Raw genomic sequence first — 14555 nt, forward strand, 5'->3', positions numbered from 1 at the left:
TTCCAATACCTAAAGGAAAATTAACAGAGGTGTTACGTGTTGAAGGGATGTCCAAAGTCTTCCAACAAAAGCATCATACAGTACAAGCATTGAAAAATATCCATTGTACCATTTACCAAGGCGAAATGGTTGCTATTATGGGAACAAGCGGGTCTGGTAAAAGTACATTGTTAAATATGATTAGTGCCATCGATGAGCCAACTGAAGGCGCACTCTTTTTATTTGGCGAGGAAGCCCATGATATTTATCAGGAGCCAAATGCATCCAAATTCCGTAAAGAAAATATCGGCTTTATTTTTCAATCCTTTCATCTGTTAAAAGATTTATCAGTTGAAGATAATATCGCACTTCCACTTATCCTCAATGACTTACCAAGCAAAGACATAAAAGTGCGTGTCCAGCACATGATGGAAAAACTTAATATTGCTGCATGGGCAAAGCATCGACCAAGTGAGCTGTCCGGGGGGCAAAAACAACGAGTCGCTATAGCTCGTGCTGTTATAGCAAATCCCCCTATCCTGCTGGCAGATGAGCCGACTGGAGCACTGGATGTAAATACAACGGATGAAATTTTGGAACTTTTAGTAGACTTACAAAAAAATATGAATCAAACGATTTTACTTGTCACACATGATCCTTATGTCGCTACCTATGCGAATCGTGTATTATTCTTCCATGATGGGGCTATTGTGGATTCCTATCAGAATCAGCAAACGGCAGAGGATTTGGATTGTATTTTAGCGAAGTTCAAGCTAATTACTAGAGGTGATCTATAATGTTTACGATGCGTAGCATTGCTGTGAAGCTATTTCGAGCAGCTTGGTCAAATGTATTAACAAGTATTAGTATTATCACGATTTCTATTTGTCTTGTGATGACAATGAGCGTTTATATATATAATGCCAATAGTCAAATGAAAGAAAATATACAAGCACTATTTGGCGAAATGGATATAATGGTCGGTTATAATTCTGATCAAAATATGCTACTAACTTCACAGCAAATTGAAAATTTCGAGGCAATACCTGGTGTTGCAAATGTTTCTAGTGTGTCATTAGCTCATACAAATGTTGAAAATGAAATAAATACATCATTTTATACAGTTGGTGTTGAAAACGATGACTTAGTGAAAAGCCGATATCATTTTAATGTCAATCTTGGTACGAATGATGTTGTAATTACTGAAAATATGGCACGCCTCTTCCAAAAAGAGGTTGGCGATACGCTAAACATTACTTTCAATAAAACGGTTGGAGACTCTATTGAAGCAGATACAAGCAACTTTACAATAAAAGAAATTCTCCCACCACTAAAAGGCACAGATAGTCCTAATTTTATCCTTATACAAAATAATGTGTTGAAAACATGGTTAGAATTTAGTGATAAACAAACTGCAGGAATGTTTGCCCTTCTTAAAACGGAAGATAATATGGCAACCTCCGTTGGTATAGAATTAAAACAGCTTGATGAAACATTACGTGTCGATATCGTGAGTGACATTGATGAAATTAAGAAAAATTTACAAACATTAATGATTTTTATGATTGTATTGTCATTCTTTATCTTACTTATTTCAAGTGTCTTACTACTTTCAACATTCCAGCTATTATTCTACAAAATTAAAGAACAGCTTATAGTATTACGTGCACTTGGTGCCTCCACAAAGCAAGTAGGACGCATTGTACAATTTCAATTATCGATCATCATTGGCTTCGGCGTTTTGCTGGGGACAGCGGTCAGTTTATTGGTGATAAAGAGTTGGCTCCCACAACTCGTTAGCTTGATGAAATTACCAGAAGCAAAAACTGATTTTCCTATTATTTTTGTTTTTGTAATTGCTATTGCAAGCTTTTTATTACTACAACTAATCACACAGTGGCAAGTTCATAAAAGCTCTAGTCTATTACCTTTACAAATTGCAACAGAGAATGAAAATTTAAGTTTACGATGGGCAAAATGGAAAACAATTGTTGTAATTATTGTTGCAATCGCAGTCCTGTACTTATTTTCGAATGCCCATCTAGTTGGAAAAAGCACTGGAGAAGGTGCACTTAAGATAATAATCGGCACATTACTTGTTAGTGGAGTTTTACTCTACATGATGCCATATCTCTTTACTGCACTATTTAAAATTTCATTGAAGCCCATTCGTACTATTTTTGGCAAAGAAGCATACTTAGCGTGTCAGCAGCTTATGCCACAGGTACGGAAAAATATGCCAATTGTACTTAGTATTATCGGATTAATGGTTATTTTAACATTCGGTAGTTCATTATTTAAAACGATTCAACAAAGCTCATATGGATATATAAACTCTCAATATGAAACATCAATTAAAATCGAAAATGAATTAAATGACCCAACCATTACACAAGCATTAATAGAAGAAATCGAAGCATTGTCGAGCGTGTCATATGCCTATGGTCGAAGTAATTATGCTACTATCGACTTATATATTGATGATTATTTTGAGTCCGCTGATATTATTGCAATAGATGTTCAAGATTATGTTCAATTAAATAAGCTAAATGCTATTGAAGCTGATTTAGAAAATGGGCTTATTATTACAAAAAGTTATGCTAAAAAATATAAATTAGCAGTTGGGGATCATTTAAAAACAAGTGCTTATGATCTTGCATTACAGAAAAATGTCTCTATAGGCGAATTACAAATCATTGATATTGTAGACGCTCCAATTAATACTTCCGATTTAATGGTTGATTGGTCATCTTTCCTTTCAAATATTGATACAACCAGCATTGGTAAGACATATATTAAAGACATTATGGTGGAAACAGATGATACAGAACAGGCATTAACTGAGCTTTCATTCTTACAAGAGCGTTGGCCAGCTTTAAAAATTACTGATAAAGAGACATTTATCGAGCAAAACGATGACATGTTCTTCCAGCGTTGGAGCCTTTTTGTTGGGGTCTTTGTTATTTTAATTGTCGCTACTTGTCTAGGGGTTTTGCAAACACTACTTCACTCCATTTACTCAAAACGAGGCGATTTTGCAATCCAACGACTTATTGGACTTTCACCGGGTGGGTTAATCAAGCTCATTTTAACGCAAGTATTGTCCTTTGTACTATATGGACTGGCTGTTGGCACATTTCTTGGACTCTTAGTAACGAAATTGATTAATACAATTGATGACAAGTCTCCTAAGTATTATGACTTCTTTACATTAGGATTGACGAGTATCGTCTTTTTAGGCACGACGCTCATTGTTTTTACGTTGCAAGGTTACTGGATTAGTCGTAAGAAACTAACGAATGAGATGATTGATATTTAATTGAAAACAGTACCTAAAGGCACAACCACCATTAAAAGATAGATTGAAGCAGCTATTAGCGTTTCAAATCGAAATGACTTGGGGACCCCCCCCTCGTTGTTTATAAAGAGCATGTTTTGAATGATCAAAACATGCTCTTTAAATTTGGTTTTATATCACAAAGCCTTATCGTTTCAGTTATCGCCCTATAATTTAGATTTATCGCCCAACTTTTTCATTTTATCGGACACTTTTTTAAATTTATCGATATCTACCACATTTACGCTCCAACAAACAACACAGCCTGTCCAATTGCTATAAAAAAGGCTTCATGCTGAATTGGGCTGCTGCCTTCAATATGAAGTGTAATATCAAAATGTGTTTCATGAAAAATTGCCTGCCAGCGTGCAATCGGTTGATCTTCAAGAGAAAATACAGACCAGTCTTCCATTTCTTTGTTGAGCTTAATCTTTTGGGAGCCATCTGTAATGATTAAATCAGGAATCATGATTTGCCAGCCTTCATAGGCAATCATATATTCTTTGCCTGTAACGAAATCCTTTCCTTGAAAATGCACGCGCCCACGTCGGGATACCTTTTTACATGTAAAAAGAGGCTGACCAGCGACATCATTGACATCAAACCGCACAAAATAGCGATAATCCATTGTACAGTCAAATGCTTTTTTCAATCCATTGGAATAAACACGTTGAACAGTAGACGATACTTCACCCGCTTTATTTAATATTGCTACTGACTCTGTTGATTCAATTTTCGCTGGTTGTTTGTATGTATAAATCTTCAATAATATTCGCTCCTTCATTACTATTGCTCTCTTTAAGCTATCACAAAATAAGCGTCAAATACAAAAGGTTGTATTTGACGCTTGAATGTTTATTTAGTTTGCTTAGGTACATCTACTGTGAATGATTGGAAGTTCACTTCTTTTAGTGCTGACCTATCAAATGGTATTTTTGTTTCCACACCTTGTACACCACCTCCGCCAGACGGAAGTGCTAAATAAGGGGTAATCGTTAATTGTTGAACATCATCTGAAATCGGGTGAAAGGATTTAATGCTGCTATAATTCCATACATCATTATCGTAATGACCCTCTCCCCCACTTGAATGCGATGTAATTTCTTTGCCATTCTGATCGGTAATACGGAACTCTATAAACGATGCACCTACTTGTGGATTATCAATTGTACCCTTTTCAGTAGCTTTATAGTCAAGTGCTATACCTGATGGGCTTAATGAAATTTTAGACACATCGAGTTGAATGCCTTCTGCTTGTTGCTGATAATTAACTGGAACATAAATAGTATTCGTAATCTTTTTAACAGGAACGGTAAATTCCCATTTCTCTCCTTCTTTACCTTCTAACATTAAGCCCATTTTAAAGGAATCCGGCATTTGGTCCTTTACATCAAATCTTGCAATAACTGTTTGAACTGTTGGACCTACAACTTTTTTACCAAAGCTTGCAGAATTCGCTACAGGGTTTGCACCATTAATAGTAAATTCCAGTCCTGCTCCGAAGTATTCAATACTTAATTCCTTTTCAGAATCAATTGTATATCCAACCGTAATATTAGATTCGTCATAAAGGACTTCGTCTATCGTTACAGATATACCATTGATTGTATGCTTTTCTCCAATAAGGCTTGTTAAACCTTGTTCACTAACTTGTTTTAGCCCAAGAAATTCATAGTTACTGAAGACCGATCCAACGATTGGTAGCTGCGATAATGTACTTGCGAAAGTTGGTGATACATATGCGGCAGACCCTACCATAATACTAAATGCGGCTGCGACACTTGCTACATATAATAATGGTTTACTTTTTCTTTTCATTTGTAAAGGTGATTGTCTCCTATTCGCTTGCTCCTCTGCTTGTTGTATACCCTTTGCAATCGCTGTTCGTACCTCTTCTCTAGGGAATTCAGCCGCATCAAATGACTTTTTCATTGAACGTGACACTCCTTTCTAATTCTCGCTTCAATTGTTTTTTTCCACGATGTAGATACGTTTTAATGGTGCTAACAGGCTTTTCCATTACCTCTGAAATATCTTTCATCGGCAAATCGTAATAATAGAATAAAATAATGGCCATTTGCTGAGAATGGTTTAATTGCTTTATGGCTTCTGATAGGTCGATTGGATTCACCACGACATTTTCTTCTTGCTGTAAACGATTTAATAATTCACGTTCTTCATAAGGAATCATTTTTTGTCCCTTTTTTAGTAAACGGTAGCATTCATGGATTAAAATGCGAAAAAGCCATGTGGAGAAAAATTCCGGTTGCTTTAATTGACCAACACTTAAATAGGCTTTACATGCTGCCTCTTGAATTGCATCCAAAGCATCTTCCTTTTGGCCAACATAAGAAAGCGCGGTATAAAATAGCTTTTCTTCCTCTAAAATAAGTAGCTGCTCAAATGCTTCCTTATCCCCTGCAATAGCCTGTTGGACGATAGAAATATCATGTTCCATGCTGCTTCCCTCCTTTCAATACTTAGAGTCATTCACTAACGTAAAAGGTTTCACTTTCATTAATTTCTTTTTTCAATCTGGCAGTTTGGTTCTTCTATCCTTCACTTTGATGCTTTTATCCATCAGTTTGGCTCATCTATCCTTCGCTTTTCTCGACAATCAAAAATAGACTACTTCACCTAAAGTAGTCTACTAAACTTTATTTATCTAATTTAAAGGTTACATCACCTACACCAATTTCAGAGTTGACCTCTAATACAACATTAGCTTTTTCATAGGCTTCATTGACATAGACACCCTTGCCTTTTGAAATTAAGCCTTCTATACTCGAAGAACCTATCCCCTCTTCTGTTGTTAGTTTTACCCCAACCGTTGATGGTAAAATGACAGTAGCTGCACCAACACCTGTTTCAATGTTCGTTTCGAAGCTTTTTTTCCAATCACCACTTAAATCCACAAGTAAATCACCTACACCCGTTTCAATATCTAATTTTTCAAGCTGCAGGCCTCGTAAATCAAGCTCTGCTGTTGAGGCACCTGTTTCAATAGAGAGATCCATTGGAATATCCTCATTTAGTTCGATATCCCATGTATTTTTCATTTTTCCAAGACGGATGTTCGTTGAGCCTTTATGTTCGACCTCTACAGTTCCTGTCTTACCCTTAAGATCATAATGTACCTGTGGCGCCAATTTTTTAATATTATATTGAGCGTTGCCTTCAATCCAATCCTTGGCACCCTTTTTTACAATTAATTCTCCTACACCAAGATTGATATCAACCTCTAACTTTTCTGCTTTATCCTTTTCCACAAGGAACGTTTCATCTCGGGTCTTTTCGGGGAAAACTGAATAGCACCCCGATAAAAGCAATAACGAAGCACCCATCATGACGCCAATTCCAATAATTTTTTTCAATTTCATTTCCTCCCACTATATAATTTACCAATAAATTCATTATATAGGAATACAAAATAATAAAAACGACCCTCCGCTTTAAATTCGTCTAAGACCTGAGACGTAGAAAAGACTCATTCAATACGTGAAAATATCTAAAGATTTGTAAGGAGAAAATTGATTTCCATCATGATCAAAAGCATCGATTATTAGCTGTGAAGGAGTTACGGTCGCCTCTAATTCCACTGGCACTAATTGCGCACCATTCGAATCAATGGCTATCTCCATACGCTTTGATCCAGTGTTTATTACTAATTTTTCGATATGATGATTTGCCAATAAAGGTATAACAATAAAGTGGTTTTCTCGAAAATAAAGGATGTTCATATAATCCAATTCACTTTGTATATTATACTCTAATGCATACCCTTTTCCATCATGCTTAAAAATTGAAATACCCTTTATATTCCCCCTTGAAAAATAGCCTATTCTATAAGGAGGGATCGTTAATGTATCATGCATTGTCATGGTATTAGGTTGGAAAGGACCCCAATGTATTGCCTGTTGAATTTCCGCTTCATTTTGTACATAAACACGATCTCCAATTCGTTCAGACATATTCCCCAAAATGGCAATAATGATAATGATGCATAGTAGTAATCGCCAATACCATTTTTTCTTGATTGCCCATAAAGCATAGATAAATAATACGATGCTCGAAATTAATCCAACTACCATCCAAGGTCGTTGTAATGCCGTATAATCTTTCACCACACCAGACTTTTCTGGATAAATAACCGCTGAGGCGGACTGTATTACATTATCATGCTGTTCAAGCATTGTCTTCAAACCGAACAACAGACATCCAGTAATGAGGATGGTAAGAATAAGAGGCATAAACGACTTTCTAGTATTTTTTTCATTGATTTTTTGAAAGGTTTTCAGCTGTTGCTCCTGAGAAAACGTAGCATCCTTATACAAATTATTCATGGCACTACGAATCTGATCCATATTCGAATCCCTCCTCCATAAGTGTTAGTCCTACCATTTGACGCGCTCGCCTTAATCTTGACTTAACAGTATTTTCGGGTAGCTTTAACAGATGCGCAATTTCCTTTAATGAAAACTCAGCAAAATGAAATAATAGTAGGACATCTTTATATTTGATTGGCAATTCCTCGATGGATGCGACAAGCATTGCCTCCGCTTCATTTTCAAGTACTTCCTTCTCAGGATTATTGGAAAGGCTTATGAATTTGCCCCAAAAATCAATGACTTGAATTTTTTTATAGCGCCAGCTTGAAAGATAACTATGGCAATTATTAATGGCTATACGATATAAATAGGTTTTAACAGAAGCTTCCTCACGAAATTGTTCCATTTTTTCGTAATATTTCACAAATGTATCTTGAACTAAATCCTCCGCCACGGTCCAATTTTTCACATATGTATAACATATGCGCAATAAATAATCGCCATAAGTTGTCATAGCACGAGATAGAAGAGCATCCTTTTCCTCTTTTATCACCTTTACCATCCCCCTCGCTTCACTTTCTTGAGAAGCATTTATAGTTAGACCCTCGACTAACGAAAAAGTTTCATGAAAAATAAAATTTCATGAAACTTGCTTAATCAACTATTTAATTTCCTTCCACTAAGGCTTTTAAATTGGCGAGTGATGCCTCATAGCCACTCATATTTATCGCAACAGTAGTGCCCTTTTGTGCTTCCTCTAGTAAAATGGCAATCAAGGTTTCTTCTACATCTAAGAAAAACGAAAATTCCTGATTCTGTATGACATTTTTGATTGTTAATATCATCGGTAATTTTTCAGTTAGTCCATTATGAGCATTTGGCATTAATGTGAAGATTATTTTTTCACCAGCCACCAATGATGGAATTTTCCATGTAGAGCCTGGAGCATACCATTGTGACAACTGTTGTTCATCCGTTATAGCTTGCCAAATCTTATCAATACCTGCATCAATCCAAATCGAACTATTTTCTTTCATTCATGACGCCTCCATTTACAGAACATTCCTCTTTATACTATTTTATCCTATTAATGGAATAGATAACAGCTTTACGTTATGTTTATATCAATTCCCAATTAATCACAAGCTTTGTTGGTAGACCTATATAAATTCAATGCACCGAGTGCAACGATTCCTGCTATACTGTCCATTGCTAGCTGATGACTTGATAAAATAGTAACCATAAAGCCATATAAGGATGGTGCAATCACAATAAATAGTTGATTGATGGTTAAAGCTGCACTTACAGTTAAGCCGACATAATGTGGATTGGATTTCTCTGTCACACATGTGATGAACAAAGAATACCAACCTAGTGCTATAAACCCGAATAAAAAGCAATAAATAATCATAAAGTTTTTGAAATGTAGAATGAGTGGTAAACAAATAGCAAATATTACCGTACTAAGCATCACTATGATTAATAATGGTTCACGCTTTTGTGCAAATTGGTCACTGATCCACGCAAGACCTACTCTCCCTATCATCCCACCAAGCAAAATAAGGCTTAAATAGAAACCTGCCTCTGTTAATGAATAATCCCCTTCCTCATGTAAGTATCCCATGAAGTGGGCAATAAGAATCATTTGTAAGGTCATCATTACAATTCCTACTATATAAATAGGATATAGGTCTTTATTATTTTTTATGGCCTTGATCTTATCACTAAATGTAAAAGTTGAGCCTGCAACCTCTATATGATTTTTAGGTTCTTGATATATCAGTAAAAAAAGGAGGCCACCAGCTATTGCTACAATACCTTGCATAAGGTGAACCGAGGATAGATAAAAATGATTGTACATATACGTTAGAACAGTCGATGCTAGGGCACCACCAATTGGGATGCCTGTTTGACGAATGCCAATTGCTAGCCCTCTATGCTTGTCTGGAAACCATTTCACAATGGCCGTACTACCCCCAGTTTGTGCACTACCATACCAGATTCCGACAACTATTAATACAAGAAGTAATGTCGTATAATTGTTGACGGAGACAAGTAGTAATGCTGACAGCCCTAATAATATGGAGCCCCAACCAATAATTTGCTTTTCTCCTTTTTTATCCATCAAGTAGCCAAAAATGAGCATCGAGAAAATTGGACCTATATTGACGGCTGAAACAATCAGCCCTGTTTCGAAAGATGATAAATGCCATTCAATTTGATAAAACGTGGCAATTGGCCCCATTCCATATGTGACAAACGTTGCCGCTGTTTGTGAAAGCGTAGCCACTAGTAAGATAACCCATTTAAAATATGTTTGCATAAAACCCTCCAAAAGCATTACACTACTTTATTTGTGCAGTATAATTTTATTTACTTAGAGTTTACGCCCGTTACTCATATGCGTAAAATGGAGGAAAATGATAGGGTCTATCAAAATATTTAATAGGTGTGTGACAATAGATATGAATAGAGAAGAAATTGCCTTAAAAATTGAGCTATTGGAGAGGCAGAATTTAAGTAAATCCGCTGAAATAACGAATTACACACAATCAGCATTAACATCAAAAGTGAAGAAAATGGAGGCAGAAATTGGGCAAGAGGTTTTTAAACGAACAACACAAGGCTTAAAAATTACCGATGTAGGTATGCAATATTTACATTTTTTAAAGTTAGTTGCACAAGAGTATGAGGCCTTTTTACAAGCTGTTGGACCAGCTCAAACAACCATCCACTTCGGCACTTCTCATACGACAATCAAAATTTATGGTGCACCCATTATGAACGCACTCCAGACCAATAATAGCCAAATCGATGTAGATTTCACAGTTGAATCCAGTACATCATTAAATCAAAAAGTACACAATACCGAGATGGATTGTGCACTGACAAGTAATCCGATTACACATTATCCTGACCTAAACTATGACCTGATTGCTACAGAAACATTTGAAGTGATTTCGAATAATAAGCAGCTGATTGATTTTCAGCGGCGTACACCTGTAACATTGCTTGTGCTAAGTAAAGGCTGCATGTACTCACGGGCTATGGTGGAATGGCTAAAAAATGAGAACATTCCTTTTACTATCAAAGAAATTAAATCCGTCAGCAGTATTCTCGATTTTCTACAAATAGACAATACAATTGCTGTTTTAAATACAAAATTAATTCACCTTTATAATTATTCAAACATTCACTTTTACGATTTAAAAGGGCTCAATAAAGTTATAGAAACGGTCTTTATTTATAAAAAGAATAATCAGCAAAACTCACCCATTCTTCAATTAAAAAAGATTATTGAGTCTTTACTTGAAGCCAGTTGAAAATTGCAAGAGCATACCTTAACATGGCTATGCTCTTGCAGTGTTTTACCTCATGGAACTAGTCATCTTTTTAATGCAGCTACGAAAACCATTTGAACCAAATGCCAAAAAGAGCTTGGTTTTGACCAAGCTCTTCTTTAGTCCTGATTATCTTCGTTCCGCCTGTATTCTAAAATATCCCCTGGCTGACATTGTAAAGCTTCACAAATCGCCTCTAAAGTTGAAAATCGAATCGCCTTTGCTTTACCATTTTTCAAGATAGATAGATTCGCCATCGTGATGCCAACCTTTTCTGAAAGTTCTGTTACGCTCATTTTCCGTTTAGCTAGCATTACATCAATATTAATGATCATCGCCATAGTATTCACCTCAAACCGTTAAATCATTTTCTGATTTGATATCGATGGCATTTTTTAAGAGCTTTTGAAGCACAGCAGCAAAGACTGCCACGATAAAGGAAGCAAGAATAATGACCATACCGATGATAATAAGTCCAGGAGCATCATCTACTTCCGCAACATAGTATATCATTGGCATGGCTACCACGTATAGACTACTAATAATGATTGCACAGTATTTGATCGTAATTAAAGCTTTGACGGATCGTTCTGAAAAAGCAATATTTTGATCAATATAGCTTAAAAGTTTTATAGTCGTATACAGGGCGATAAAATAAGCGATTGCCGTTGCATAGACAACAATGACAGCGAATAAAGTTGTTTTTGGAAAATGCTGTGCTGCTTTTATTGCCACTCGAGGCACCACTAAAATACATAAGGAAAGAACGGGCAATCCCATTAAAAAAACAGCGATCTTTAAAAAGAATGTTTCACGTTTCAACAAATACACCTCATCACGGATTTATTGTAAGTTTGATTGTAGCACCACTTTTATCGATTTACAATAAATCATTATCGATTTAGAGCTTATTTTTATTGTTTTTTTCTAAACATTTTATTACTCCATCTTTGAGGTAAAGCAAAATGATGTACCTGCTTTGCTTGATTCCAGTGTGTAGTGTAGCTGAAGAACCATAGCGATATCCTCGATAATCTGTAACCCTAATCCGCAATGTTTGTGGTTTTTTTCAAAGCCAATCCCATTATCTATCATCTTAATCATTCCATTATCAATTATAACCATAAGCTTTGTGGCTTTGGAATGTTTTAAGGTATTTTGAAACACATTATCAAATAAACGCTGTAACCATAATTCATTACTCATCCACAATAATTCTGATACATTTAGTTGAAAGCTTAATTCGATTGAATGAATGGTAAATAAATAGCGCCATTTGTCTATCATTGTCTCCAATAATTTCGGCAGACTCACTTCCTCTTTTATAATATAAGAGCTTTCCACTGTATCAATGGATTGAAACGATAATTCATTTGTTAAGTTGGCAATATAGTGAATCTGCTCATTTAATGACTCTACCAAATCTGGCTGGTCCTTTAGGGAATCTTCTACATAAAATAATTGTAATCGAATCGCTGTGAGTGGTGTATTGATATCGTGTCTTAGCTTTTGAAGAAGCTCCTTTTGCAATCGTTGTTGTTGCTCCAATTCTAGTTCCCGATAGGTAGTTCGTTCAATTAAAATATTGACCGATTGGATAAGCTGTCCAATTTCATCCTCACTGCTAACTTCTAATGTATGGGGTGTTCTTTCATCACTTGCTAAGTCACGAATTACTTGATGGAGCATGTTAATTTTCGTAAGCAATGAATTAATTGATTTTGAAAATAAAAAGGCTAGCACACATAGTGATAAAAAGAACACAACAAGCATTATTGGGTAGGCAAAGGATTCATGAAATGGAGTGTCCTGATTTTTCGATTTAAAGGCAAACTCATAGAGTATGGACATCAATACACTTATTCCTAATAATACAATTGGAACACTGATAATAGCAGAAAATAATAGAAAGCGATATTTTGTTTTTAATGTCATTGTCGTATATAGGTATTTAAACGATACCCTTCCCCGTAAATATTTTGAAGAATAGTACCTGTAGGATCATCCATTTTTGTTCTAATTTTTTTAATATGGACATTGATGATATTATGATTTCGATCCTCCAGCGGCCATAGGTAGTCAAAAAAATGATCCTTCGATAACACTCTATCTCGGTTGTCAAACAAATANNCTCTATAGCAGTCAAAACAATTTCTTCATGAATATTATGCTTAAATACCTTTCGCTGCTCTGTACTAATCAAGAGGTGCTGAATTTGTATCAAAGAACCATAATGCTGCTTGAGCATTTTTTGCATTCGTAAAAGAAGCTCTCTCGGTTCAAAGGGCTTTGTCATATAATCTTCTCCAACTGTTAACCCCTCTAGCTTACTCTCAATGTCATTTCGAGCTGACAGAAAGATAATAGGAATAGGTAAGCCTAAGCCTTTAATAAACGTTGTCAGCTGATAGCCATCCTCTCCTGGTAGCATAATATCCATGATTACTAAATCAATTTGATGGATAATATGTACAATATCCTTACCGCTTGTTTTCCATACTACCTCATAGCCTTCACGTTGGATTATTTTTTGCAGTAAATGACCAATCGTTTGATCATCCTCTACTATTAAAATGGTAAAACCCTTCATTTTATCGACCTTTCTTTGCTGTCTACTTTCTCTTCCATAAATGCCATAGCAAGTTGATAGATCTCATCTGGTTTATATAAATAAATGCTATGGGTACCTTTTACTTCTTTCACATCTGCCAAGTTTATTTGCTCAGCAAAATTTCTGTAATCCTTGCGCTTTTGTTTTGTATATTTATTTTCCTCTGCAATGGCATCAATAAATAATATCGGTGTATTCTGAGGTTTTGGCAACTTTTCTGATTGTAAACTATTTTCGTAGACTTGTAATAGCTCATTCTTCATATTATTATTAAAAAATTGTTTATAGGACAACGCTTGATAAATAGCTTTTTCTTCCTTTGTTAAAAAGGATTGCCTCATTACTTGTGGGTTATAAACTTTCGAGGGTGTTAGACGATGCAAGCCTATTTTCGTTAATAGATTGACCCCCTTTATCATCCATGTATCCATTTGGTCCATTTTATGTTTCACATATTGACCCGGCAAACCAATATCAAGTCCAATGATGCCCTTAATTTCTTCAGGGTGTTTTTGTGCCCAATAGATAGCTTCAACACCCGAGATTGAATGTGGAACTAAAACATAAGGGGGCTTATTGCCACTTTGTAGAAGAGCTGCTCTCGTTTGCTCTAATATAGTATCAATATCTCGGTTATCATCTGTAATATCACTAAATCCATAGCCTGCTCTTTCGATAACAGCAATTTTATGCTCCTGTGAGAATTTGCTATAAAGCCCTTTCATCTCATACATAGGAGCAGCAATGCCAGAGCCTGCCATAAAGACATAGGTATCATCACCATGCCCCTCCGTATAGACATTGATTTTTTGGTGTTCTTCCCCAACCAATGTACCCTTGTTCTTTAAAATAACCGCTTCTCTATGTAGCTGAATTTGATGATACACACAAATAGCGACTATACCAAGCAAAAAAAATGCCCCTACATACACTAGAATTTTCTTAATTTTTTTCATACA

At 35.7% G+C, this 14555-nt stretch carries 15 protein-coding genes and 1 pseudogene; 3 read left to right on the plus strand and 13 right to left on the minus strand.

Annotated features, from left to right (window positions below):
- Positions 1-47: 47 nt before the first annotated feature.
- Entirely contained in the window at positions 48-776 is a 729-nt protein-coding gene (locus B2R82_RS00910) for an ABC transporter ATP-binding protein (protein ID WP_376781206.1), read from the plus strand.
- Positions 776-3298 (plus strand): FtsX-like permease family protein, encoded by a 2523-nt coding sequence (locus B2R82_RS00915; RefSeq protein WP_286923080.1) that lies wholly within the window; start codon positions 776-778, stop codon positions 3296-3298. Before B2R82_RS00910 ends, B2R82_RS00915 begins: the two co-directional genes overlap by 1 nt.
- A gap of 259 nt (positions 3299-3557) precedes the next feature.
- Here B2R82_RS00915 and B2R82_RS00920 read toward each other — a convergent pair whose 3' ends face one another.
- The 8 genes from B2R82_RS00920 to B2R82_RS00955 all read right to left on the minus strand — a co-directional run bounded on the left by B2R82_RS00920 (position 3558) and on the right by B2R82_RS00955 (position 9967).
- Entirely contained in the window at positions 3558-4082 is a 525-nt protein-coding gene (locus tag B2R82_RS00920; protein WP_286923081.1) for a tubby C-terminal domain-like protein, read from the minus strand.
- Positions 4083-4171: 89 nt separating this feature from the next.
- Positions 4172-5248 carry a DUF4179 domain-containing protein gene (locus B2R82_RS00925; RefSeq protein ID WP_286923082.1) on the minus strand — a complete coding sequence of 359 codons (1077 nt, stop codon included), beginning with the start codon at positions 5246-5248 and terminating at the stop codon, positions 4172-4174.
- On the minus strand, positions 5232-5774 hold the full coding sequence (locus B2R82_RS00930; protein WP_286923083.1) for a sigma-70 family RNA polymerase sigma factor: 543 nt from the start codon (positions 5772-5774) through the stop codon (positions 5232-5234). Before B2R82_RS00930 ends, B2R82_RS00925 begins: the two co-directional genes overlap by 17 nt.
- Before the next feature lie 199 nt (positions 5775-5973).
- Positions 5974-6690 carry a toast rack family protein gene (locus B2R82_RS00935; protein WP_286923084.1) on the minus strand — a complete coding sequence of 239 codons (717 nt, stop codon included), beginning with the start codon at positions 6688-6690 and terminating at the stop codon, positions 5974-5976.
- Positions 6691-6807: 117 nt separating this feature from the next.
- Positions 6808-7680, minus strand: coding sequence for a hypothetical protein (locus tag B2R82_RS00940; protein ID WP_286923085.1), 873 nt, complete (start codon positions 7678-7680; stop codon positions 6808-6810).
- Positions 7664-8197 carry a sigma-70 family RNA polymerase sigma factor gene (locus tag B2R82_RS00945; RefSeq protein ID WP_376781204.1) on the minus strand — a complete coding sequence of 178 codons (534 nt, stop codon included), beginning with the start codon at positions 8195-8197 and terminating at the stop codon, positions 7664-7666. Before B2R82_RS00945 ends, B2R82_RS00940 begins: the two co-directional genes overlap by 17 nt.
- Positions 8198-8309: 112 nt before the next feature.
- On the minus strand, positions 8310-8681 hold the full coding sequence (locus B2R82_RS00950) for an SRPBCC family protein (RefSeq protein WP_286923087.1): 372 nt from the start codon (positions 8679-8681) through the stop codon (positions 8310-8312).
- A 98-nt stretch (positions 8682-8779) separates the two neighbouring features.
- Positions 8780-9967, minus strand: coding sequence for an MFS transporter (locus B2R82_RS00955; RefSeq protein WP_286923088.1), 1188 nt, complete (start codon positions 9965-9967; stop codon positions 8780-8782).
- 142 nt (positions 9968-10109) lie between these two features.
- Here B2R82_RS00955 and B2R82_RS00960 point away from each other — a divergent pair, with 142 nt between their 5' ends.
- A complete protein-coding gene (locus B2R82_RS00960; protein ID WP_286923089.1) occupies positions 10110-10967 on the plus strand; it encodes a LysR family transcriptional regulator in 858 nt (285 codons plus the stop codon).
- Between the two features lie 137 nt (positions 10968-11104).
- Here B2R82_RS00960 and B2R82_RS00965 read toward each other — a convergent pair whose 3' ends face one another.
- From B2R82_RS00965 to B2R82_RS00985, 5 genes and pseudogenes are all read right to left on the minus strand, one after another.
- Positions 11105-11326, minus strand: a complete 222-nt coding sequence (locus B2R82_RS00965; RefSeq protein ID WP_054771737.1) for a helix-turn-helix domain-containing protein — start codon at positions 11324-11326, stop codon at positions 11105-11107.
- A 10-nt stretch (positions 11327-11336) separates the two neighbouring features.
- Positions 11337-11807 (minus strand): DUF2975 domain-containing protein, encoded by a 471-nt coding sequence (locus tag B2R82_RS00970; protein WP_286923090.1) that lies wholly within the window; start codon positions 11805-11807, stop codon positions 11337-11339.
- 117 nt (positions 11808-11924) lie between these two features.
- Positions 11925-12920: a sensor histidine kinase gene (locus B2R82_RS00975; RefSeq protein WP_286923091.1), complete on the minus strand. Its 996-nt coding sequence runs from the start codon at positions 12918-12920 to the stop codon at positions 11925-11927.
- Positions 12917-13575 (minus strand): annotated as a pseudogene (locus B2R82_RS00980) (response regulator transcription factor). Before B2R82_RS00980 ends, B2R82_RS00975 begins: the two are co-directional and overlap by 4 nt.
- On the minus strand, positions 13572-14552 hold the full coding sequence (locus B2R82_RS00985; protein ID WP_286923092.1) for an alpha/beta fold hydrolase: 981 nt from the start codon (positions 14550-14552) through the stop codon (positions 13572-13574). Before B2R82_RS00985 ends, B2R82_RS00980 begins: the two are co-directional and overlap by 4 nt.
- Positions 14553-14555 lie beyond the last annotated feature (3 nt).

Source organism: Lysinibacillus sp. UBA6686, assembly GCF_002455205.1.
In the GTDB taxonomy this organism is placed as follows: Bacteria; Bacillota; Bacilli; order Bacillales_A; family Planococcaceae; genus Lysinibacillus; species Lysinibacillus pakistanensis.